Here is a 21,103-nt window from a genome sequence, read left to right as displayed (position 1 = left end):
GTCTTCGTCGGCGTCTTCGAGGGGGACGGCGTCGGGGTGCGGGACGGTTTCCGCGACGGGCTCGTCGACGGTGTCGCCCGTGGTGTCGAGGACGTCAGCGGCTTGGACTCCTGGGTCGTCGCGTCGGCCGCCGTGATCGGCAGGGCGCGCGGGGGGTCGTAGGCCGTGCCCGCCATCACCGTGTGGACGCCCCACCACGACAGCGTGACCGCCGCGCCCGTGGCGAGCGACCAAGCCAGTACGTGTACGAGTCCTCTGCGCATCGCGGCCATACTGCCTCACCCGTCCCACCCGTTGTCCACAGCCGGGAGTTGTCCACAGGGCCCGGATGGGGGTCCCCCGCATGGCGTACGGTGCGGCGCATGGCAAGTGTGCTCGTGGTCGAGGACGACCAGTTCGTACGCTCGGCGCTGATCCGGCATCTCACCGACGCCGCGCACACCGTGCGCAGTGTCGGTACGGCACTGGAGGCGCTGCGCGAGGTCGCCCATTTCCGTTTCGACGTGGTCATCCTCGACCTCGGTCTGCCCGACCTGGACGGGTCCGAGGCGCTGAAGATGCTGCGCGGGATCACCGACGTCCCTGTGATCATCGCCACCGCGAGGGACGACGAGGCGGAGGTCGTCCGGCTGTTGAACGCGGGCGCGGACGACTACCTGACCAAGCCCTTCTCGGTCGAGCATCTCTCCGCGCGGATGGCCGCCGTCCTGCGACGGGCCCGTGCCACCGGCGGTGAGGCGCCGCCCGAGTCCGTGATCCGGGTCGGCGGCCTCGTCGTCGACCCGCTGCGCCGCCAGGCCGAGCTGGACGGCGCCCGTCTCGACCTCACCCGCCGCGAGTTCGACCTGCTCGCCTTCCTCGCCGGCCGCCCCGGCGTCGTCGTCCCCCGCAAGGAACTCCTCGCCGAGGTGTGGCAGCAGTCCTACGGCGACGACCAGACCATCGACGTCCATCTGTCCTGGCTGCGCCGCAAGTTGGGCGAGACCGCCGCGCGACCGCGCTATCTGCACACCCTGCGGGGCGTCGGCGTGAAACTGGAACCACCAGGTGGGGAGCCGCTGCGATGAGATGGGCACTCGTCAAGGTCTGCCTCGCCGTCACCACCATGGTCGTGGTCGCCTTCGCCGTCCCCCTCGGTCTGGTCATCAAGGAGATGGCCCGGGACCGCGCCTTCTCCAACGCCGAGCGCGAGGCCGCGGCCGTCGCCCCCGCCCTGTCCATCACCACCGACCGGGACCAGCTGGAGCGGGTCGTCGCCTCCGCCGGCTCGGAGGCCGAGATGGCCGTGCACATACCGTCCGGCGGCGGCGCCCAGGCCGTCGACATCGGGCGCCGGCGCGCCGCCGACGGGGACATCGCGACCGTACGGAAGCTGGGCCGCGCCTCCACCAGCGAGGTGGACGGCGGCTCCACGCTGCTCCAGCCGGTCGCGCTCAGCTCCGGCGAGATCGCGGTCGTCGAGGTCTACGTCCCGGAGTCCGAGGTCAGCAACGGCGTGGCCACGGCGTGGGCGGTCCTCGCCGGGGTCGGTGTCGCGCTGGTCGTCGGCTCGGTCGCGGTCGCGGACCGACTGGGCGTACGGATGGTGCAGCCCGCCCAGCGGCTCGTCGAGGGCGCGCACGAACTGGGGGAGGGGAAGCTGGGCTCCCGGGTGCCCGAGGAGGGACCGACCGAACTGCGGCTCGCGGCGGTGGCGTTCAACTCCATGGCCGACCAGGTCGTCCAACTGCTCGCGAACGAACGGGAGCTGGCGGCCGACCTGTCCCATCGCCTGCGCACCCCCCTGACCGTGCTGCGGCTCAACACCGCCTCGCTCGGCGACGGGCCCGCCGCCGAACAGACCCGGGCGGCCGTCGCCCAGCTGGAGCGCGAGGTCGACACCATCATCCGGACGGCGCGGGAGGCCAAGCCGCAGACCGCGGCCGCCGGGCCCGGCGCCGGATGCGATGCCGCCGAGGTGGTCCGGGAGCGGATGGCGTTCTGGTCGGCGCTCGCCGAGGACGAGGGCCGCAAGGTGCGGGTGGCCGGTGTGGAGCGGCCGGTGCGGATACCCGTGGCCCGCGCCGACCTCGCGGCGGCGCTGGACGCCCTGCTCGGCAATGTCTTCCGGCACACCCCCGAGGGCACCGCCTTCGCGGTCGACGTGCACAACGGCGAGGACGCGGTGATCGTGCTGGTCTCGGACGCGGGGCCCGGCATCCGCGACCCCGAGGCGGCGATGGCCCGTGGGCGCGGGTCCGGGAGCGCCGGGTCGACCGGGCTCGGCCTGGACATCGTGCGCCGGCTCGCGGAGGAGACCGGCGGGGACGTGCGGATCGGCTCGTCGGTGCTGGGCGGCACCGAGGTGCGGATCTGGATCCAGCTGGACGGGCGGGTGCGCACACCCGGCAGGGGGCACCGAGGGGGCGTACGGCGTCGGCGGCGCGGCAGATTGGTCTCGACCTTTAACCGGTCCCGATCCCTCCCTTAAGGGCGCCCTAAGATCCTCGACCCCCGTCCCGAACAGGCCGTTTGCCCGATTCGGGCTCGCTAGCGTGCCGTCTCATGAGCATCCATCGACGCAAGGTCAGCGGCAGGAACAAGGTGATCGCCGGGGCCGTCGCCGCGGCCGTGGTCGGCGGCGGCGCGATCCTGCTCACCGGTACGGCTCAGGCGGCCGGGGTCGGCGCCGCGTACACCAGGACCAGTGACTGGTCGACCGGCTACACCGCCCAGTACGTCGTGACGAACAACAGCGGGGCGACCGAGAAGGACTGGACGCTGGAGTTCGACCTGCCGTCCGGGTCGAAGCTGAGCTCGCTCTGGAACGCCGAGTCGAGCGTCAGCGGGCAGCACATCACCGTGCGGCCGGCCAAGTGGGACACCGAGGGCCTGGCACCCGGCAAGTCCGTCACCGTCGGCTTCGTGGTCAACGGCACCGGAGCCCCGGCCGGTTGTCGCGTCGACGGCGCTGCCTGCTCCGCCGACGACGCTGCCACGCCGGAGCCCAGCGGCCGCCCCACGCAGACGGCGACGGCGACACCGACAGCCACCCCCACGGCCACCGCATCCCCCTCGACCAGCACCGGCACCGGTACCACGACAAGCGCCGGCTTCGCCCCCTACGTCGACACCTCCCTCTACCCGGCCTTCGACCTGGTCGCCACCGCCGCGGCCACCGGCGTCAAGGACTACAACCTCGCCTTCGTCACCGACGGCGGCGGCTGCACCCCGAAGTGGGGCGGCGTCACCGACCTCGCGAGCGACGCCGTGGCCGCCCAGATCGGCACGCTACGGGCCAAGGGCGGCGACGTCCGGGTGTCGTTCGGCGGCGCGGCCGGCTCCGAACTGGCGACGACCTGCTCCTCGGCGACCGCGCTGGCGACGGCGTACGAGAAGGTCGTGGCCGCCTACGACCTCACCAAGGTCGACTTCGACGTCGAGGGCGGCGCGCTTCCCGACACCGCGGCGAACACCCGCCGCGCGCAGGCCATAGCCGAACTCCAGAAGGACCACCCGGACCTGGACGTCTCCTTCACCCTCCCGGTGATGCCGGAGGGCCTGACCCAGGCGGGCGTGGACCTGCTCGCCGACGCCAGGAAGAACGGCGTCGACATCGCCACCGTCAACATCATGGCGATGGACTACGGACCGGCCTACAGCGGCGACATGGGCACCTACGCCGAACAGGCCGCCACCGCCACCCAGGCCCAGGTCAAGAGCGTCCTCGGCCTCTCCGACAGCGCCGCCTGGAAGGCCGTGGCCGTCACTCCGATGATCGGCGTCAACGACGTCACCACGGAGATCTTCAAGGTCGACGACGCCACCCAGCTGGTGGACTTCGCCAAGTCCAAGGGCCTCGGCTGGCTCTCCATGTGGTCGGCCACCCGGGACAAGCAGTGCTCCGGCGGCGCCAAGAACTACGCCGACGCCACGTGCAGCTCGATCGTCCAGGACGCCCACGCCTTCTCGAAGGCCTTCGCGGCCTACAACTGACGGCCTGCCACTGACGCCCCCCACGGGCCGGGGCGCGGCATCCCCCTCGGATGCCGCGCCCCTCCCCCGTCCCGTGGTGGTCCCAGCCCCCGCTAGACCTCCGGAACCGGAGGCAGCGTGCCCGTGCGGGCCGCCTGCCCGTACCAGAGGGCGCTCGACTTGGGCGTACGCGCCAGGGTCGCGTAGTCGACGTACACCGCGCCGAACCGCTTCTCGTAGCCGTACGCCCACTCGAAGTTGTCCATCAGGGACCACAGGTAGTAGCCGCGCACGTCCGCGCCGTCCGAGACCGCGCGGCGGACCGCGGCGAGATGGCCGTGGAGGTAGGAGATGCGCTCCGGGTCGTGGACGCGGCCCTCGGGGTCGGGCTTGTCGTCGTAGGCCGCGCCGTTCTCCGTGATGTACAGCGGCAGACCCGGGGCCTCACGGGTGTAGCGCATGATCAGCTCGTGCAGACCGGTCGGGTCGATCGACCAGCCCATCTCCGTGCGCTCACCCGGAGACTGGTGGAAGGCGACGTCGTCCGCGCCCGGCCACGGGGAGAAGTCGCTCGCCCCGTGGCCGTCCGCGCGCGGACCGCTCAGATCGGTGTCCGCCGCCGACACCAGCGTCGGCGTGTAGTAGTTGAGCCCCAGCGCGTCCAGCGGCTGGTTGATCGCCCGCAGGTCACCGTCCTCGACGTACGACCAGTCCGTGATCAGCTCCGTCGCCGCGAACAGCGAGTCCGGGTACGCCCCGTGCAGTATCGGGCCGTGGAAGACCCCGTTGGCCAGGTCGTCGATCTTCCGGGCCGCGGCCAGGTCCGCCGGGTCCTGCGAAACCGGCCGTACCACCGAGGAGTTGAGGCTCAACGCCACCGAGTTGCGGGCCGGCATCGCCGCGCGCAGGGCCGAAGTGCCCAGCCCGTGCGCCAGGTTCAGATGATGGGCCGCCTTCAGCGAGGCAGCCGGGTCGGTGCGGCCGGGTGCGTGCACCCCGGACGCGTAGCCCAGGAAGGCGCTGCACCAGGGCTCGTTGAGGGTGATCCACTGCTCCACCCGGTCGCCCAGCGCCTCGCCGACGATCTGTGCGTACTCGGCGAAACGGTAGGCCGTGTCACGCTCCGGCCAGCCGCCCGCGTCCTCCAGCTCCTGCGGCAGATCCCAGTGGTAGAGGGTGACGGCGGGCTTGATGCCCTTGTCGAGGAGCTCGTCCACCAGCCGCCGGTAGAAGTCCAGACCGACCTGGACCGCCGGGCCCCGGCCCGTCGGCTGCACCCGGGACCAGGAGATCGAGAAGCGGTACGCGTTCAGGCCGAGGTCCGCCATCATCGCCACGTCGTCGCGGTAGCGGTGGTAGTGGTCGACAGCGATGTCACCGTGCTCGCCGCCGGCGGTCTTGCCGGGCGTATGACTGAAGGTGTCCCAGATCGAGGGCGTACGGCCGCCCTCCCGCACCGCCCCCTCGATCTGGTACGCCGAGGTGGCGGCGCCCCAGAGGAAGGCGGGAGGAAAGGTCACCGGGGTCGCCGGCGTTGCGGGCTCAGGCATGGAAGCGCTCCCATTGGAGGTCGTGGAGACCGACGGGTAGATGGGGGGAAGGGAAGGGGCCGAGGCGGCGGTGACCCGGCCCCCGGGAAAGCGGGGGTCAGCCCTTGACGGCACCCTGCATGATGCCGCCGACGATCTGCTTGCCGAAGATCGCGAAGACGATCAGCAGCGGCAGCGTGCCGAGCAGCGCGCCGGCCATGATCAGGGACTGGTCCGGGGTGTAGCCGCGGCCCAGACCCGCGACCGCCACCTGCACGGTCGGGTTGCCGGTCTGGGTCAGGACCAGGAACGGCCACAGGAAGTCGTTCCACGTCTGCACGAACATCAGCATGCCGAGCACGGCCATCGCGGGGCGCGCGGCCGGGAACACCACGTGCCAGATCACGCGCCAGCTGCTCGCGCCGTCGACCCGGGCCGCCTCGATGATCTCGTCGGGCAGCGCCTGGATCAGGTACTGCCGCATGAAGAACACACCGAACGCGCTGACCAGCGAGGGCAGGATCACCGCCTGCAGCTGGTCGGACCAGTCGAGCTTGGCGACCATCATGTACAGCGGGATCACGCTCAGCTGCGGCGGCACCATCATCGTGCCGATGACGATCAGCATCATGGCGCTACGGCCCTTGAAGCGCAGCTTGGCGAAGGCGAACCCGGCGATCGTGGACAGGACGACGATGGTGATCGCCGAAACCCCCGCCACGAACGTGGTGTTGATGAATGCCTCGCCCAGGTTGGCGTCGGTCCAGGCGATCTCCAGCTTGTCGAACAGCCCCGAACCGAACCAGAACGGCGGCGGGTTCTGCGCCAGCCGCTGGTTGTCGCGCGAGGCCGCGATCGCCGTCCACACCAGCGGGAACAGCGAGCCGACGGTGAACAGGGCGAGGATCACATAGGCGATCGGCCCGGCGTGCAGGGTGCCGCCCGCACGGGCGGCCTTGGGACGTCGTACCCGCTTCGGCTCCTTGGGAGGAGTGTCGGAGGGCGGAGTCAGTGTCGTCGTCACGGCCGGTTCTCCTAACTACTGGCGCGCAGCCGGCGCGAGATGACGTAGTTGACGATCCCGATGACGATGAGGATCAGGAACATCGTCCACGCGATCGCGGAGGCGCGGCCCAGGTGTTGGTTGACCCAGCCCTGCTCGTACAGATAGAGGCCGAGCGTCTGGAACTGGTGCTGGGCTCCGCCGGAGGCTCCCTTGTTGGCGTCGAACAGCAGTGGCTCGCCGAAGAGTTGGGAGGCGCCGATGGTGGAGACGACCACCGTGAACAGGATCGTCGGCCGCAGCGACGGCAGCGTCACATGGAAGAACTGCTGCCAGCGGTTGGCCCCGTCCAGGGCCGCGGACTCGTACAGATCCTGCGGGATCGCCTGCATCGCCGCCAGATAGATCAGCGCGTTGTAGCCGGTCCAGCGCCAGACGACGATCGAGGAGACCGCGATCTGAGAGGCCCACTTGTCGTTCTGCCAGTCGATGTTGTCGATGCCGACCTGGTTCAGCGCCCAGTTGATCATGCCGTAGTCACGGCCGAAGAGCAGGACGAAGACGAGCGAGGCGGCGGCGATCGACGTCGCGTACGGGGCGAGCATCGCGACCCGGTAGAAGGTCGAGGCACGCAGCTTGTAGTTGAGGATGTGCGCGAGGCCCATCGCCATCAGCAGCTGCGGGACCGTCGAGATGATCCCGATGGTCAGCGTGTTCTTCGCCGCGTTCCAGAAGAAGTCGTCGTCGAAGATCCGCGTGTAGTTCTTGAAGCCCACCCAGTTCATGTCGGTGGGCGCGGTCAGCTCCACCTGGTGCAGCGAGGCCCAGCCGGTGTAGATCAGCGGGAACAGGCCGAACGCGAGGAACAGCAGGAAGAACGGTGAGACGAACGCGTACGGGCTCCAGCGCATGTCCCGCTGCCAGCGGCGGGACAGCCGGGCCCGGCGGCGCTCGTCCGTGGAGGGCCCAGCGGGCGGGCGGGCCGGGGCCGCGCCCCCCTCCTTGGCGGGGGGCGCGGCAGCGGTTTCGTGCCCAGTGGTCATACGGGTCACTGGTCCAGGTTGTTGTCGATGGTCTTGACGGCGTTCTCCCAGGCTTCCTTGGCGGACTTGCCCTGGGTCACCAGGATGACGCCGTTGTCGGTCAGGCCCTGCTGGATGATCTGGTCCTTCGGGCCGATCGTCTGCACGGGGATGTTCTTGGCGGCCTCGGCGAAGATCGTGCCGATCGGCGCGTCACCGGTCATGTCGTTCTTGGCGCTCTTCACCGCGTCCGAGTCGTACGCGGCCGGGGTGCTCGGGAAGCTGCCCTGCACGGCGAACAGCTTGGCCTGCTGCTCGGGTGCGGTCAGCCAGGCGGCCAGCTTCGCCGCTTCCTCGGTGTTCTTGCCGGACTTGGGCACGGTCAGGAAGGACCCGCCCCAGTTGCCGGACTTCGGCGCCTGGGCGATGTCCCACTTGCCGGCCGACTCGGGCTTCGACTTGCCCTTGATGTAACCCAGCATCCACGGCGGGCAGGACATCGCCGCGAACTTGCTGTTGGCGATGGTGGTGTCCCAGGCGGGCTGGAACTGGGTCTGGTTGCCGATCAGCCCGTCCTCGGCGGCCGCCGCGGTGAGGTCGAAGGCGGACTTGACGGCCGGGTTGGTCTTGTAGATGACCTTGCCGGAGGAGTCGTAGAACCGGTCCTTCTCACCGCTGAGGATCGCCTGGATCAGACCGCCGGGGGAGTCCAGGAACGTGGTGCCCTTGGGCGCCTTCGCCTTGTACTGCTTGCCGACGTCGACGAGCTTGTTCCAGTCGCCGGCCCACAGCTTGCCGACCTCCTCGCGGTCGGTGGGCAGACCGGCCGCCTTGAACAGGTCGGTGCGGTAGCAGATGGCCATCGGGCCGATGTCGGTGCCGACACCGATGGTCTGGCCGCCGGAGGTGGTGGCCTGCTCCCACTTCCATTCCAGGTAGTCGCTCTTCTTGCCGTACTTCGACAGGTCGAGCAGCTTGTCGGACTGGGTCCCGACGATCTCGGCGATGTTGCCGACCTCGACCATCTGGATGTCCTGGAGACCACTGTTGGTGGTGAGGTGGTTGATCAGCGCCGGGTAGTAGTTCTCGTTGCGCTCGACGACGGTCTGCTGGATGTCGATGTCCGGGTGGAGCTTCTCGTACTCCTTGTACAGGCCGGACTCCTCGAAGCCGGCGGTGCCGAAGAGGCCGAGCGTGATCTTGGTCTTGCCGCCGCCGCCCTCGGACGAAGAGCCTCCCTCGTCGCTCTTGCCGTCGTCGGCACAGCCGGCCAGCAGCCCGGCGCCCAGCGACGCGACGGCCGCGAGGACCACCACCCTGCGACGGGCGGTTCGGGTACGTGCTCGCATTGAGTCCTCCTGTTGCCCTGACGTGCCGACCCCCCGGCCAACTGCATGGTTGGGCCCGTTAGTTCTCGCGGCGGCTCGGGCGGGGAACGTGCGGGATGTGTATGTGTCAGGTACTGTGGGAGCGCTCCCATCAGTGATGAGTTGAAGAGTCGTCGGTCTCGGCGGGGGTGTCAAGGGAGTCGGCGAGGAGAGATGTCTTCAGTTATCGGCCTGTTAACTAACTCCGGGGGTTGATCTTTCGGCCCGTCGGGCGTTCGAGGACGGGGCCCGTTCGGGGCCGGAGCGGGGGTCTGGGGGCGGCAGCCCCCAGGGGGCGTTCGCATGCCCAACGGGACTGTTAGATTCCAGGCCAGCGTGATGACGACGGCGGAGGGCGGAGCCCATGGCAACCCACGGAGCGCGGGGCCGGAGCGGTGGCCGGCCGACCCTCGAAGAGGTGGCCGCGCGTGCCGGAGTCGGCCGCGGCACGGTCTCCCGGGTGATCAACGGCTCGCCCCGGGTCAGTGACGCGACCCGCGCGGCGGTGGAGGCGGCGGTCGCGGAGCTCGGCTACGTCCCGAACACGGCTGCGCGTGCGCTGGCGGCCAACCGGACGGACGCGATCGCGTTGGTCGTCCCCGAGCCGGAGACCCGGTTCTTCGCGGAGCCGTACTTCTCGGACATGCTGAAGGGTGTCGCGGCGGAGCTCTCCGAGACGGAGATGCAACTCCTGCTGATTTTCGCGGGCAACGACCGGGAAAGGCAGCGGCTGGCCCAGTACTTGGCGGCGCACCGCGTGGACGGGGTGCTGCTGGTCTCGGTGCACGCCGACGACCCGCTGCCGGATCTGCTGGCCCAGCTGGAGATACCGGCGGTGATCAGCGGTCCCCGCTCGGCGGCGGAAACGCTTCCCTCGGTGGACTCGGACAACTACGGCGGCGCCCGGCAGGCGGTGGAGCACCTGCTCTCCCGTGGTCGCACCCGCATAGCGCACATCACCGGACGCCTCGATGTGTACGGTGCCCAGCGCCGGATCGACGGTTACCGGGACGCGCTGCGCGAGGCGGGCCTGGAGGCGAACGAGAACCTGATCGAAGCGGGTGACTTCACGGAGGAGGGCGGCACCAGCGCGATGGCCGCGCTGCTGTCCCGCGTCCCCGACGTGGACGCGGTCTTCGCCGCCTCGGACGTCACCGCGGCGGGCGCCCGCCAGGCGCTGCGCGAGGCCGGCCGCCGTATCCCCGACGACGTCGCCCTCGTCGGCTACGACGACTCCGCCATCGCCCGCCACATGGACCCACCCCTCACCAGCGTCCGCCAGCCCATCGCCGAGATGGGCCGCCACATGATCGACCTCCTCCTCACCGAGATCGCGGACCGCCGCCCGGCGGCGTCACGGGGGCTGGAGAGGCGACAGGTGGTCCTGGCCACGGAACTGGTGGCGCGCACGTCGTCGTGAGGTGCAATCACCAGCGCTGCGGGGGTCGTTGGGGCGGTCCTTGCTGCAACGATCGGTTGGTGACCAGCCAGATGACGCCGAGGATCACAGCTCCGGCTGCCCAGATGAACAGAACGATGCCGGCGCCGATGGCAGTTCCTACGTCGTTCGCGTCCTGGCACAACTGATCGGTGCAGCTTTCGCCTTCGTCGGACGCCGCGTTCAACCCGACGACGAGCCACAGCAGCATCAACAGGTTGAAGGCGAGGATCACCCAGGTCAGCGGTCGCCATCGGGGGAAGCGACTGCGCCGGGCGGTCGGCGGTGGGGCCGGAGGCGGTTGTGACCACCCCCGGTGGCGATGGTCCGTCATGATGAGCCTCCCCAGGATCGCGAATGGCCCATATCATGACGATACGCCCATGGATGGCACCTCAGTCGCTCAAGGACAGCCGCCAGACCGTCTCCCCTTCGTGCTGTTCGTCGGTCGGGGTCAGGCCTGCCGCTGTTGCCACGGCGGCGGACGCCGCGTGGTCCGGGTGGATGTGGGCCGTGATGGTTCGGACGTACTGGCGGACCAGCCAGGTCACCAGTCCCCGGGCCGCCTCCGAGGCCAGGCCGTGGCCCTGCCAGGGGGTGCCGATGATCCAGGCGATCTCGGCGTGGTGGCGGTCGGTGAGTGTGGCCTGGACGGTGCCGATGAGGGTGTCGTCCGTGTGCCGGCGCAGGACCCAGTTGAGCCAGGAGACGGTCGGGTCGGGGGAGCCGGTGACCAGGCGCTCGTAGCGCGCGCGTAGCTGCTCGGCGGTCAGGGGTGCTCCGCCGATGAAGGTGTGCAGGGCCGGGTCGGACAGGACGGCCGACATCTCCTCGGCGTGGTCCACGCGCAGGGGGAGGAGGTCGAGGCGGGCCGTGCGGATGAGTTCGGTGTGCACGTGGGCTCCCGGGCCGGGAAACGAATCAGCCGGTGACCTCTGTACCGAGGTCACCGGCTGATCACTGAGGGTGAGTGACGGGACTTGAACCCGCGACTTCCTGGACCACAACCAGGTGCTCTACCAGCTGAGCTACACCCACCACGACCGGCGTTCCTGCTTTTGGGTTTCCCCTACCGGCCGAGAAAAAGTGTACAGGGTCCGAAGGGGTGCTCGTGCACGGCTTTTACGGCGCCCCCTGACGCGGCTACTGAGCGGGCAGGACGTACTTCGCGGCGATCGTCTTTGCGGTGTCCGAGTCGGGGCCGGGCTGCGGCACGAACACGGCCTCGCGGTAGTAGCGCAGCTCCGCGATGGACTCGCGGATGTCGGCGAGGGCGCGGTGGTTGCCGTTCTTGTCGGGGCTGTTGAAGTAGGCCCGCGGATACCAGCGCCGGGCCAGCTCCTTCACTGAGGAGACGTCGACGATCCGGTAGTGGAGGTGGCCCTCCAGCGTCGGCATGTCCCGGAGCAGGAAGCCACGGTCCGTGCCCACGGAGTTGCCGCACAGGGGGGCCTTGCCGGCCTCCTTGACGTGTTCCCGGATGTAGGAGAGGACCTGCGCCTCGGCCTCGGCCAGCGTCGTGCCGCCGGCGAGTTCGTCGAGGAGCCCGGACGCGGTGTGCATCTGACGCACCACCTCCGGCATCGTCTCCAGCGCCTGGTCCGGCGGTCGGATGACGATGTCCACTCCTTCGCCGAGTACGTTCAGCTCGGAGTCGGTGACGAGGGCGGCAACCTCGATGAGCGCGTCGTCGGACAGCGAGAGGCCGGTCATCTCGCAGTCGATCCACACCATGCGATCGTTCATGCGACCACCCTAAAGCTGACGTCGCCTTTTGGGAGGCCCGGCGGTGCTGCGACCTGAGCGCACGGCCGAACGCCGGACGGGATGAGTGGATCATCCCGTCCGGCGGACATCCCGTCCGGCGTCGCGGTACGCCGTTACGATCCGCTGCGCTGCCCCGGCAGGCTCGCCGACAGCTGGGCCGCCGGGCCCATCGCGCTCGCCGCCGCCGTACGCCGGGTCTGGAGCGGGACCGGGCCGCCCTCCGGGTGGAGAACGGGTGGCGGGCCCATGGGGCCTGCCACTGCGTCGCTCTCGGTCGGACGCTCGCTCTGCGGACGCCGCGCCCGGTACGCCGCGCGGTACGCCGCGGGCGAGGAGCCCAGCTGGCGGCGGAAGTGCCCGCGCAGTGCCACCGGCGAACGGAACCCGCAGCGCCCCGCGACCTCGTCCACCGAGTAGTCCGACGTCTCCAGGAGCCGTTGCGCCTGGAGCACCCGCTGGGTGATCAGCCACTGAAGCGGTGCGCTGCCGGTGAGCGAGCGGAAGCGGCGGTCGAACGTACGACGGCTCATGTACGCCCGTGCCGCCAGCGTCTCCACGTCGAACTGCTCGTGGAGGTGCTCCAGTGCCCAGGCGACGACCTCGGCGAGCGGGTCGGCGCCGATCTCCTCCGGTAAAGACCGATCGAGATAGCGCTCCTGGCCGCCCGATCGGCGCGGGGGCACGACAAGACGCCTGGCCAGCGCGCCGGCCGCCTCGTTGCCGTGGTCCGTCCGCACGATGTGGAGACAGAGATCGATTCCGGCCGCGGTACCGGCCGATGTCAGTACGTCGCCGTCGTCGACGAACAGTTCGCGTGGATCCACGTGCACCGACGGATAGCGTTTGGCCAGCGTCGGCGCGTACATCCAGTGGGTGGTCGCGGGACGGCCGTCCAGCAGGCCCGCGGCGGCCAGCACGAAGGCACCGGTGCACAGTCCGACGATGCGGGCGCCCTCTTCGTGCGCCCGGCGCAGTGCGTCGAGCGCGTCCTCCGGCGGTGGTGAGGTGATCGAACGCCAGGCCGGCACGACGACCGTGCCCGCCCGTGCGATCGCCTCCAGGCCATGTGGCGCGGTGAGTTCCAGGCCCCCTGTGGTCCGCAGCGGGCCTTCCTCGCCGCCGCACACCAGCAGGCGGTAGCGCGGCACGCCGGCGTCCTGGCGGTCGATCCCGAACACCGACAGCGGTATGGAACTCTCGAAGATGGGGCCGCCGCTGAACAGCAGCACCGCGACGATCTCCTTGCGGCGTCGCCCGGAAAGCTTCCGGGCCGCGGCTTCCGGCGCGGCAGTGGAGTCGTGGCTCATACTGCTAAGCCCCCCTCGGTGGTCGCGGCGCCCCTAACTTGTCGGGCTTGTCGCTCCAGCACGTTTCCCCTCGGTCCTGCACGAGTCCCCCGCCGTAAGACGTCAAGATCGAATCTACTGTGTCCAGTGGTGCCGGGGTGACCAGTTCGGCAACCGGCACATTGTCGACATGGCAACTTGGCGTGAAGCATTCGATCACGAAGCGTTGCACTCACGGGCCGTGCAGGGAAGTGCGCCTCGTCGTAGTGGCCAATCCACGTAGGGTGCGAGGGGCCCTGGAGACCCTTTCCGTGCAGGTCGAACGGGGGGTGGGGGGTGGTGGGGGCAACGGATGCGCGGTGGCCGGAAGTTGGCTGAAAAGATACGGGTCCGTGCGCGGAAACCGGTCAAGCGACCGGTGAGTTTCCCCCAGTGTGACGACCGCCTCGACGGGCCCCCGTTCCGGCCCTGTGATGACGGCCACGGTGGGGCGCGCTCTCCTCGGCGAGCAGGCGGGCCGCACCGCGCTCCGACTGGCGCAGCAGGACCCGGCAGACGGCCGTGACGGCGGCCAGGCCGAGGGCGGTGCCCGCCGCGCCGGCGAGCGAGCTGCCGTACCAGAGAAGGACCACGGGGACGAGGACGCAACTGAACACCGCCCAGCGGACCACGTCCGTGGCGGAGTCCTCGGAGGGGGGTCGGTGTCCGGACATGCGTTGCTCCCTGGGGCGTGACTGCCGGGTTCAACGCGTGTTCGAGCGGTCGGTCACTGCGCGTACCGCCGTCAGGACCGTACGGCGGCGTGAATCCTGTGCAAACCGCCTGTACAGCGCAGCAACCATTGCGTTACGGGCGCACCCTCGTGCATGCTCCCTGGAACCCCCACCGACCGTGCGCGGGATCTGGGCTAAGGAGGCGTGCCGCCGTACCCTTGGGGGTATGGGGTTGGGAAGATGATTCCCGGACACAGCTCCGCCGCACACTGTCGTCCCTCCCAAAAAGGATCACAACGCCGAGACAGCCATGGCCGGTCACGAATTCTTTGAACCCGCGGACCGCAAGCGGCCCGTCGCCGACCCCACGGCGGCCGAGCCCCTGGCGGCGGAAGAGTCACGTCATTCCTGCGACCCCGCCTTCAAGCACGGCGTGGTGGTGGGCTTCGACGGCTCCACGTCCAGCGAGCGCGCGCTCGCGTACTCCATCGGCATGGCCCATCGCTCCGGCTCGGGTCTGATCATCGTCCATGTCGCCAACCGGCTGCCCACCACCGTGTGGGCCGGCTGTGAGCCACCGGTCTTCGTCGACGTCCCGGACCACCGCACCGAGGTGCTCGGCCTCGAACTCGCCTGCGCCGACTATCTCGCCGAGGTGCCGTGGATCCTCGTCGAGCGCGGCGGCGACATCTGCCATGAACTCGAAGAGGTCGGGCGGGAGTACGAGGCGGACGCGATCGTCGTCGGTTCCACGCACGGACTCGTCGGGCGGATCTTCGGGTCCGTCGCGGGACGGCTCGCGAAGCGCGCGAAGCGCCCCGTCGTTGTGATTCCGTGACTCGCCGTTGTCCCAGGTGAGATACCGCCTGGGAACGGCCGCAACTCCCTTGTGCGGTGCGTAAATCTACTGGCGCGTAGAGGTGTTTGTGCGCTTGTGAAGGGCATATATCGCACACCGTACAACTGCACAGCATGAAGGGAGCCCGCCGTGGACAATGACGTCTCCGCGGGAGCAACCACCACCATCGTCGGCCGACTCGCCCTCGGGATCACCCTCCTGGCGTTCGGCCTCGGCCACACCGACGTGATCGACGGTGTGACAGCCGCTGACGCCGTGTCAATCGCCCATTACGTGGGCGGAGTCGCCCTCTTCGTCGCGGGGCTCATGGCCTTCCGCGAACAGGACACCGCCAACGGTACGGCCTTCGCGGCGCTCGGTGCGCTGTGGTTCACCTGGGCCGTCTCGGACGCCGGTTCCGCCAACGCGGCCGGGCTGTTCCTGCTGCTCTTCGCCCTCGTGGCGCTGTCGCTCACCCTCGCGGGTGGGGACCAACTCGGGCAGGGCGCCTACGGGTTGTTCTTCGTGGCGCTGGTCCTGATGGCCATCGCCCAGTTCGCCGGCAACGACGGGCTCACCAAGGTCGGCGGCTGGTTCGCCGTCGCGGCCGGTGCGGTGGCCTGGTATGCGGCGACTGCGGCCATGGCGCACTGGCCGACGGTGCTTCCGAAGCGGGCTGCGGGTCGGGGCGTGACGGCAACCGGCTGAGTCGCGGCCGACGCCGGGGTATTGGGCGGCCCCGGCGACATGAGAACGGACCCCCCGTGTCCGGTGGCAACACGTGGGGGTCCGTTCACTTTTTTGCGCCTAAACCGGCGCCGCTCTCGCGGAGGTGGTTGCTCGCCGTGGGGGTTGCTCAATTATCCATTCCGCCGTCGCGGGGATTAACTACTCCACCGTCACGGACTTGGCGAGGTTCCTCGGCTTGTCGATGTCCCTGCCCAGTGTCAAAGCCGTGTGGTACGCCAGGAGTTGGAGGGGGATGCCCAGGAGGATCGGGTCCAGTTCGTCCTCGTTCTTCGGGACGACGATGGTGTGGTCGGCCTTCTCCTGGTGCTGGTGGGCGACCGCGAGGATCTTGCCGCTGCGGGCCTTGATCTCCTCCATGGCGGCGCGGTTCTTCTCCAGGAGGTCGTCGTCGGGGACGATCGCGACCGTGGGGAGGGCGGGCTCGATCAGGGCCAGCGGGCCGTGCTTGAGCTCGGAGGCGGGATAGGCCTCGGCGTGGATGTACGAGACCTCCTTGAGCTTCAGGGAGGCCTCACGGGCCACCGGGTAGCCCCGGACACGGCCGATGAAGAGCATCGAGCGGGCGTCGGCGTACTGCTCGGCCAGCTTCTTGATCTCCTCCTCGTTGTCGAGGATCTCGGTGATCTGCTGGGGCAGCCTGCGCAGGCCCTCGATGATGCGCTTGCCGTCGCGGACCGAGAGGTCGCGGGTGCGGCCCAGGTGGAGCGCCAGCAGGGCGAAGGCGACCGTGGTGTTGGTGAAGCACTTCGTGGAGACCACGCAGACCTCGGGGCCCGCGTGGACGTAGATGCCGGCGTCCGCCTCGCGGGCGATCGCCGAGCCGACCACGTTCACGACGCCGAAGACCCGCGCGCCCTTGCGCTTGAGCTCCTGGACCGCGGCGAGGACGTCGTACGTCTCGCCCGACTGGGAGACCGCCACGTACAGCGTCTCGGGGTCCACGACCGCGTTGCGGTAGCGGAACTCGGAGGCCGGCTCGGCGTCCGCGGGGATGCGGGCCAGCTCCTCGATCATCTGGGCGCCGATCATGCCGGCGTGGTACGAGGTGCCGCAGCCGAGGATCTTCACCCGGCGGATCTGGCGGGCCTCGCGGGCGTCCAGGTTCAGGCCGCCCAGGTGCACGGTGGAGAAGCGGTCGTCGATGCGGCCGCGCAGCACGCGGTCCACGGCGTCGGCCTGCTCGTGGATCTCCTTGTGCATGTACGTGTCGTGGCCGCCCATGTCGTAGGAGGCGGCCTCCCACTCGACGGTGGTGGGCTCCGACGTCGTACGGGTGCCCTCCGTCGTGTACGTGCGGAAGTCGTCGGCCTTGAGCGTGGCCATCTCGCCGTCGTCGAGGGTCACTATCTGGCGCGTGTGCGTCACGAGGGCCGCGATGTCCGAGGCGACGAACATCTCCTTCTCGCCGATGCCCAGGACGACCGGGGAGCCGTTGCGGGCCACGACGATGCGGTCGTTGAAGTCGGCGTGCATCACGGCGATGCCGTACGTGCCCTCGATGACGCGCAGCGTCTCGCGGACCTTGTCCTCCAGCTTCTCGGCCTGCGAGCGCGCGATGAGGTGGACGAGGACCTCGGTGTCGGTCTCGGAGAGGAACTCGACACCGTCCGCCTCCAGCTTGCGGCGCAGGTCGGAGGCGTTGTCGATGATCCCGTTGTGGACCACGGCGACCTTGAGGTCGGCCGACATGTGCGGGTGCGCGTTCACATCGGAGGGGGCGCCGTGGGTGGCCCAGCGGGTGTGGGCGATACCGGTCGTGCCCTTGAAGCGCGCCGGGACCTTGGCCTCCAGGTCCCGGACCCGGCCCTTGGCCTTGACCATCTTCAGGCCCGCCGTCTTCGGGGACGTGACGACGATGCCCGCCGAGTCGTAGCCGCGGTACTCCAGGCGCTGGAGGCCCTCCAGGAGGAGAGGGGCCACATCACGCTTCCCGATGTATCCGACGATTCCGCACATATAGGTGTAATCCGTTTCCCGGCTGTAGCGACTCAGCCGTCTCAGCCGTAGACGATGCGGCGCAGCTGCCTGAGCGTAAGCTCCGGCGGCGCGACCGCCCGGTATTTCAAGTCCGCCTCGATCCGTTCGAAGATCTGCGCGTTGACCAGGCCCTGGGCCTGGAGTTCGCGGTGGCGGCGACGGACGTAGTCCTCGGTCGTCTCGTCGAAGTAGGCGAGCACGTCCTGGATCACCCGCAGTGCCTCGCCCCGCTGGAGGGGCGTGGACCGCGTCAGATGATCAACAAGTTCGTCGTGCACCCGGTAGATCCTGGAGGACGGACATGGCTTTCGCAAGAATCCTGCCCGATTTCGGGCAAGAGGCTGTTCGGACACTTAGAACACTTATGGGTTGTCCATGGGAGTCCGTTGGCCGGCTGTTCCCCGGGCCGATGTGTCCGACGAGCAGCTTGTGGAGCCATGGACATTCCTCGTATGGGCGTACCCGAGCAGCTCGCCGAGCGCATGAGCATGGCCGAGCAGCACGAGTACCTGCGCGCCAGATTCTCCCGGCGCACGATGATCAGGGGCGGCGCGGTCACGCTGGGCGCCGTCGCGGGCGGCGTGTTCGTGCCGGGCGCCACCGCCCAGGCCGCCACGCCCACCCAGAACCACGCAAGCACCCGGCCCCACCCGGCCACCGAGAGCGTCGACGGGGCCCTGGTCGCCCCCTTCGGCCGCCACCTCGCGTTCGGCAACGACCCGCGCACCGAGATCACCGTCTCGTGGCAGGTGCCCGTCGCCGTCAAGAAGCCCTTCGTCCGCATCGGCGCCCACCCCCTCGACCTCTCCCGCAAGATCGAGGCCGAGGTGCGCACCCTGTACACCCCGGCCGGCGTCGGCGCCAGCGCCGACCACACGCAGTACTACGTCCACGCCAAGCTGACCCACCTCAAGCCCGGCCGGACGTACTACTACGGTGTCGGCCACCAGGGCTTCGACCCGGCCGAGCCGCATCTGCTGGGCACCCTCGGCACCTTCACCACCGCGCCCGCGCACAAGGAGGCCTTCACCTTCACGGCCTTCGGCGACGAGGGCGTCGGCTACCACGGCCTGGCCAACAACAGCCTGCTCCTCGGCCAGAACCCGGCCTTCCATCTGCACGCCGGCGACATCTGCTACGCCGATCCGGCGGGCCAGGGCAAGACCGCCGACACCGGCTTCGACTCGCGGGTGTGGGACCAGTTCCTCGCCCAGACCGAGTCCGTCGCCAAGTCCGTGCCGTGGATGCCGGCCTACGGCAACCACGACATGGAGGCCTGGTACTCGCCCAACGGCTACGGCGGCGAGGAGGCCCGCTGGAGCCTTCCCGACAACGGACCCGACGCCAGGAACCTGCCGAGCGTCTACAGCTTCGTCTACGGCAACACGGCGGTCGTCTCGCTCGACGCCAACGACATCTCCTTCGAGATCCCGGCCAACCTCGGTATCTCGGGCGGCACCCAGACCACGTGGTTCGAGGCGCAGCTGAAGAAGTTCCGCGCCTCGAAGGACGTCGACTTCATCGTCGTGTTCTTCCACCACTGCGCCTACTGCACCTCCACCGCACACGCCTCGGAGGGGGGCGTGCGCCAGGAGTGGGTGCCGCTGTTCGAGAAGTACACGGTGGACCTGGTCATCAACGGCCACAACCACCAGTACGAGCGCACCGACGTCATCAAGGGCGACAAGGTCGTCAAGAAACTGGCCATCGGTGACACGGCCTACCCCGAGAGCGAGGGTGTCGTCTACGTGACGGCGGGCGCGGCGGGCCGCAGCCTGTACGCCTTCTCCGCTCCGGACTCCTACGAGGGGCATGTGAAGGACGTCGACTCCGTGGCCTCCTTCGTCAACACCAAGGACGGCAAGGTCGACGAGACCGTCACCTGGTCCCGGGTGCGCTACCTCAACTACTCCTTCCTGCGGGTGGACGTGGAGCCCGCGGCGCGGGGGCACTACGCCAGGCTGAAGGTGTCGGGCATCGCCGAGACCGGTGACCGGATCGACCACTTCACGGTGGCCCGCCGGGCCAAGTAGCCCTCCGCGGGGCCTACATCCGCTTGAGGACCGCCTGTTTGGCCAGCGTGAACTCCTCGTCCGTCAGCACACCCGTGCGGCGCAGCTCGCCGAGCTCGCGCAGACGGCGCAGGAGGGCGTCATGGTCGTCCTCGGTGGCAGCGACCGGAGCGGAGGGCAGTTCCGGTCGTCCCTCGGGTGTGTTCCGTACGTCCGTGGCGGCCGTTCCGGCCGGGTGAGGAAGCCTGGCCTGGACGGCCGCCGCGACCAGGGCCATCAGCGGGTCCTTCTTGAAGCCCCACAGCTCGACCGAGTGGGGGTCGTACTTCGGGGGCGCCTTGGTCGGCGCGTTCCTGACGCTGAAGCGGAGGCAGCCGTTCTCCAGGCCGACCGCCGGGTGCCACTCCACGGCGGTGAGGTCGGTGACGGCGAGGGTGCGGATGCCGGCGGCGGCCTTGGCGTCCTCCGTCTTCCAGTTCCACTCCAGCCGGACGCGCTCACCGTCGAAGCTCGCGGTGCCGTCCCCGGCGGACACCGACAGCGGCACGGCCGGGCCCGGCAGCAGGTACTCGGCGACCGGCGCGGACGGGACCTGGTCGAGCAGCAGCGCGTTCCTGACCTCGTCCACGAAGTACTCGGCGACGCCGTAGCGGTCGGACTCGACGATCAGCTGGTACGGGTCGTTGGGCTCGGTCAGCCGGCCGCCGGTGGCGTGCAGCAGCGGGTCGGCGCCGTCGCGCAGACGTAACCTGAGCCGCCCCGCCCTGCGGCCCTGCTCGAACGAGACGCCCGCCAACGCGCCCAGCGGGACGACCAGTTCACCCAGGGCCTTGCGGAACAGGCTGACGTTCTTGTCGCGCCCGGGGGTCAGCCGCAGGGCGTCGCCGTCGAAGGTCCAGGTGCCGTCCTTCTGGATGATTTCCGCCATGGGCAAAGTCTGGCATTCCCGGCCCGGTTGCCCAGTGCCCCGGGTTCAGCCGCCCAGCGCCTTCGCCAGGCCGTCGTCGAGGGCGAAGCGGATCTCCTTGCCCGAGCCGGCTGTCGCCAGCATCCTCACCTCGCCCGCCCGCACCCCCACCGCGATCTCCGGGTTCTCCTGGCAGACCACCGTGAACGTGCCGTCGGCGCGGGCCCTGAGCAGGAACGCCTGGTCCTCGGGGAAGGGGGCGTCGGCGCCCTGCCGGTAGGCGCAGGGGCGGAGTTGCATGGGGTCGCCCTGGACGCGGTCGCCGGCGATGTCGAGGCAGAATCCCGAGGCGACGTGCTCCAGGGCGTAGGCGCTCTTCGCGATGGCGACGACCCGCCACTCCTGGGTGTCGCCGGCCGCGCAGACGGCGGGCTCGGGAGGGTTGTCCGGGGACTCTCCGGAATTGGCCCTGAGGCAGCGTCCGGTGCCGGTGTTCTCCAGCGCGACGGTGGCGAGGGGGCCGCCCTCGGTGGCGGACGG

Annotated in this window: 20 protein-coding genes, 1 tRNA gene and 1 pseudogene; 7 read left to right on the top strand and 15 right to left on the bottom strand. The window is 69.7% G+C overall.

Annotated features, from left to right (window positions below):
- Nucleotides 1-263 (bottom strand): annotated as a pseudogene (locus tag HLK59_RS36570) (hypothetical protein); the annotation flags it as partial.
- A 99-nt stretch (nt 264-362) separates the two neighbouring features.
- Here HLK59_RS36570 and HLK59_RS36565 point away from each other — a divergent pair.
- From HLK59_RS36565 to HLK59_RS36555, 3 genes are all read left to right on the top strand, one after another.
- The gene (locus HLK59_RS36565; RefSeq protein WP_171145926.1) at nt 363-1,067 is read left to right on the top strand and encodes a response regulator transcription factor; all 705 of its coding nucleotides are present in this window, start codon (nt 363-365) and stop codon (nt 1,065-1,067) included.
- Complete coding sequence (locus tag HLK59_RS36560) at nt 1,064-2,470, top strand: HAMP domain-containing sensor histidine kinase (protein WP_171145925.1); 1,407 nt, start codon at nt 1,064-1,066, stop codon at nt 2,468-2,470. Before HLK59_RS36565 ends, HLK59_RS36560 begins: the two co-directional genes overlap by 4 nt.
- Nucleotides 2,471-2,544: 74 nt before the next feature.
- On the top strand, nt 2,545-3,975 hold the full coding sequence (locus HLK59_RS36555; RefSeq protein ID WP_171145924.1) for a cellulose binding domain-containing protein: 1,431 nt from the start codon (nt 2,545-2,547) through the stop codon (nt 3,973-3,975).
- A gap of 92 nt (nt 3,976-4,067) precedes the next feature.
- Here the strand turns inward: HLK59_RS36555 and HLK59_RS36550 are convergent, their stop codons facing one another.
- The 4 genes from HLK59_RS36550 to HLK59_RS36535 all read right to left on the bottom strand — a co-directional run bounded on the left by HLK59_RS36550 (nt 4,068) and on the right by HLK59_RS36535 (nt 8,857).
- Nucleotides 4,068-5,504 (bottom strand): GH1 family beta-glucosidase, encoded by a 1,437-nt coding sequence (locus tag HLK59_RS36550; protein ID WP_171145923.1) that lies wholly within the window; start codon nt 5,502-5,504, stop codon nt 4,068-4,070.
- Between the two features lie 97 nt (nt 5,505-5,601).
- Nucleotides 5,602-6,507 carry a carbohydrate ABC transporter permease gene (locus HLK59_RS36545; protein ID WP_171145922.1) on the bottom strand — a complete coding sequence of 302 codons (906 nt, stop codon included), beginning with the start codon at nt 6,505-6,507 and terminating at the stop codon, nt 5,602-5,604.
- Nucleotides 6,508-6,518: 11 nt separating this feature from the next.
- On the bottom strand, nt 6,519-7,529 hold the full coding sequence (locus tag HLK59_RS36540; protein WP_171145921.1) for a sugar ABC transporter permease: 1,011 nt from the start codon (nt 7,527-7,529) through the stop codon (nt 6,519-6,521).
- A gap of 5 nt (nt 7,530-7,534) precedes the next feature.
- On the bottom strand, nt 7,535-8,857 hold the full coding sequence (locus HLK59_RS36535; RefSeq protein ID WP_171145920.1) for an extracellular solute-binding protein: 1,323 nt from the start codon (nt 8,855-8,857) through the stop codon (nt 7,535-7,537).
- 382 nt (nt 8,858-9,239) lie between these two features.
- Between HLK59_RS36535 and HLK59_RS36530 the strand changes: the two genes are divergently transcribed.
- A complete protein-coding gene (locus HLK59_RS36530) occupies nt 9,240-10,295 on the top strand; it encodes a LacI family DNA-binding transcriptional regulator (protein WP_171145919.1) in 1,056 nt (351 codons plus the stop codon).
- A 7-nt stretch (nt 10,296-10,302) separates the two neighbouring features.
- Here HLK59_RS36530 and HLK59_RS36525 read toward each other — a convergent pair whose 3' ends face one another.
- The 6 genes from HLK59_RS36525 to HLK59_RS36500 all read right to left on the bottom strand — a co-directional run bounded on the left by HLK59_RS36525 (nt 10,303) and on the right by HLK59_RS36500 (nt 14,079).
- Nucleotides 10,303-10,548, bottom strand: a complete 246-nt coding sequence (locus tag HLK59_RS36525; protein ID WP_171145918.1) for a hypothetical protein — start codon at nt 10,546-10,548, stop codon at nt 10,303-10,305.
- A 160-nt stretch (nt 10,549-10,708) separates the two neighbouring features.
- Nucleotides 10,709-11,209: a GNAT family N-acetyltransferase gene (locus tag HLK59_RS36520; RefSeq protein ID WP_346779892.1), complete on the bottom strand. Its 501-nt coding sequence runs from the start codon at nt 11,207-11,209 to the stop codon at nt 10,709-10,711.
- A gap of 69 nt (nt 11,210-11,278) precedes the next feature.
- Nucleotides 11,279-11,351: transfer RNA gene (locus tag HLK59_RS36515), tRNA-His, on the bottom strand.
- A gap of 105 nt (nt 11,352-11,456) precedes the next feature.
- On the bottom strand, nt 11,457-12,059 hold the full coding sequence (gene orn, locus HLK59_RS36510) for an oligoribonuclease (RefSeq protein WP_171145917.1): 603 nt from the start codon (nt 12,057-12,059) through the stop codon (nt 11,457-11,459).
- A gap of 134 nt (nt 12,060-12,193) precedes the next feature.
- Nucleotides 12,194-13,387 carry a helix-turn-helix domain-containing protein gene (locus HLK59_RS36505; RefSeq protein WP_171145916.1) on the bottom strand — a complete coding sequence of 398 codons (1,194 nt, stop codon included), beginning with the start codon at nt 13,385-13,387 and terminating at the stop codon, nt 12,194-12,196.
- Nucleotides 13,388-13,773: 386 nt separating this feature from the next.
- Complete coding sequence (locus HLK59_RS36500; RefSeq protein WP_171145915.1) at nt 13,774-14,079, bottom strand: hypothetical protein; 306 nt, start codon at nt 14,077-14,079, stop codon at nt 13,774-13,776.
- 310 nt (nt 14,080-14,389) lie between these two features.
- On the opposite strand from HLK59_RS36500, the gene HLK59_RS36495 reads away from it, so the two are divergent.
- Nucleotides 14,390-14,917 (top strand): universal stress protein, encoded by a 528-nt coding sequence (locus tag HLK59_RS36495; protein WP_171145914.1) that lies wholly within the window; start codon nt 14,390-14,392, stop codon nt 14,915-14,917.
- Between the two features lie 150 nt (nt 14,918-15,067).
- Nucleotides 15,068-15,625 (top strand): GPR1/FUN34/YaaH family transporter, encoded by a 558-nt coding sequence (locus HLK59_RS36490; RefSeq protein ID WP_171145913.1) that lies wholly within the window; start codon nt 15,068-15,070, stop codon nt 15,623-15,625.
- Between the two features lie 180 nt (nt 15,626-15,805).
- On the opposite strand, the gene glmS is transcribed toward HLK59_RS36490, so the two are convergent.
- Together glmS and HLK59_RS36480 are read right to left on the bottom strand one after the other, a co-directional pair.
- A complete protein-coding gene (gene glmS / locus HLK59_RS36485) occupies nt 15,806-17,623 on the bottom strand; it encodes a glutamine--fructose-6-phosphate transaminase (isomerizing) (protein ID WP_171145912.1) in 1,818 nt (605 codons plus the stop codon).
- Nucleotides 17,624-17,664: 41 nt separating this feature from the next.
- A complete protein-coding gene (locus HLK59_RS36480) occupies nt 17,665-17,922 on the bottom strand; it encodes a hypothetical protein (RefSeq protein WP_171145911.1) in 258 nt (85 codons plus the stop codon).
- Nucleotides 17,923-18,096: 174 nt separating this feature from the next.
- On the opposite strand from HLK59_RS36480, the gene HLK59_RS36475 reads away from it, so the two are divergent.
- Complete coding sequence (locus HLK59_RS36475) at nt 18,097-19,677, top strand: metallophosphoesterase family protein (protein WP_171145927.1); 1,581 nt, start codon at nt 18,097-18,099, stop codon at nt 19,675-19,677.
- A 13-nt stretch (nt 19,678-19,690) separates the two neighbouring features.
- On the opposite strand, the gene HLK59_RS36470 is transcribed toward HLK59_RS36475, so the two are convergent.
- On the bottom strand, nt 19,691-20,584 hold the full coding sequence (locus HLK59_RS36470) for a DUF4429 domain-containing protein (RefSeq protein ID WP_171145910.1): 894 nt from the start codon (nt 20,582-20,584) through the stop codon (nt 19,691-19,693).
- 45 nt (nt 20,585-20,629) lie between these two features.
- A partial coding sequence (locus tag HLK59_RS36465; protein WP_171145909.1) for an RICIN domain-containing protein occupies nt 20,630-21,103 on the bottom strand: 474 nt, incomplete at its 5' end.

The organism is Streptomyces sp. S3(2020), from assembly GCF_013044505.1.
In the GTDB taxonomy this organism is placed as follows: domain Bacteria; phylum Actinomycetota; class Actinomycetes; order Streptomycetales; family Streptomycetaceae; genus Streptomyces.
The sequence above is the reverse complement of the archived record's forward strand: the minus strand, read 5'-3'. Positions and strand labels throughout refer to the sequence as shown.

Bases quoted from the DNA above. Each gene is read 5' to 3' on its own strand.
- HLK59_RS36565 (WP_171145926.1), top strand. From the start codon at position 363: ATGGCAAGTGTGCTCGTGGTCGAGGACGACCAGTTCGTACGCTCGGCG.
- HLK59_RS36475 (WP_171145927.1), top strand. From the start codon at position 18,097: ATGGGCGTACCCGAGCAGCTCGCCGAGCGCATGAGCATGGCCGAGCAG.
- glmS (WP_171145912.1), bottom strand. From the start codon at position 17,623: ATGTGCGGAATCGTCGGATACATCGGGAAGCGTGATGTGGCCCCTCTC.
- HLK59_RS36495 (WP_171145914.1), top strand. From the start codon at position 14,390: ATGGCCGGTCACGAATTCTTTGAACCCGCGGACCGCAAGCGGCCCGTC.
- orn (WP_171145917.1), bottom strand. From the start codon at position 12,059: ATGAACGATCGCATGGTGTGGATCGACTGCGAGATGACCGGCCTCTCG.
- HLK59_RS36560 (WP_171145925.1), top strand. From the start codon at position 1,064: ATGAGATGGGCACTCGTCAAGGTCTGCCTCGCCGTCACCACCATGGTC.
- HLK59_RS36505 (WP_171145916.1), bottom strand. From the start codon at position 13,387: ATGAGCCACGACTCCACTGCCGCGCCGGAAGCCGCGGCCCGGAAGCTT.
- HLK59_RS36530 (WP_171145919.1), top strand. From the start codon at position 9,240: ATGGCAACCCACGGAGCGCGGGGCCGGAGCGGTGGCCGGCCGACCCTC.
- HLK59_RS36500 (WP_171145915.1), bottom strand. From the start codon at position 14,079: ATGTCCGGACACCGACCCCCCTCCGAGGACTCCGCCACGGACGTGGTC.
- HLK59_RS36550 (WP_171145923.1), bottom strand. From the start codon at position 5,504: ATGCCTGAGCCCGCAACGCCGGCGACCCCGGTGACCTTTCCTCCCGCC.
- HLK59_RS36540 (WP_171145921.1), bottom strand. From the start codon at position 7,529: ATGACCACTGGGCACGAAACCGCTGCCGCGCCCCCCGCCAAGGAGGGG.
- HLK59_RS36535 (WP_171145920.1), bottom strand. From the start codon at position 8,857: ATGCGAGCACGTACCCGAACCGCCCGTCGCAGGGTGGTGGTCCTCGCG.
- HLK59_RS36470 (WP_171145910.1), bottom strand. From the start codon at position 20,584: ATGGCGGAAATCATCCAGAAGGACGGCACCTGGACCTTCGACGGCGAC.
- HLK59_RS36555 (WP_171145924.1), top strand. From the start codon at position 2,545: ATGAGCATCCATCGACGCAAGGTCAGCGGCAGGAACAAGGTGATCGCC.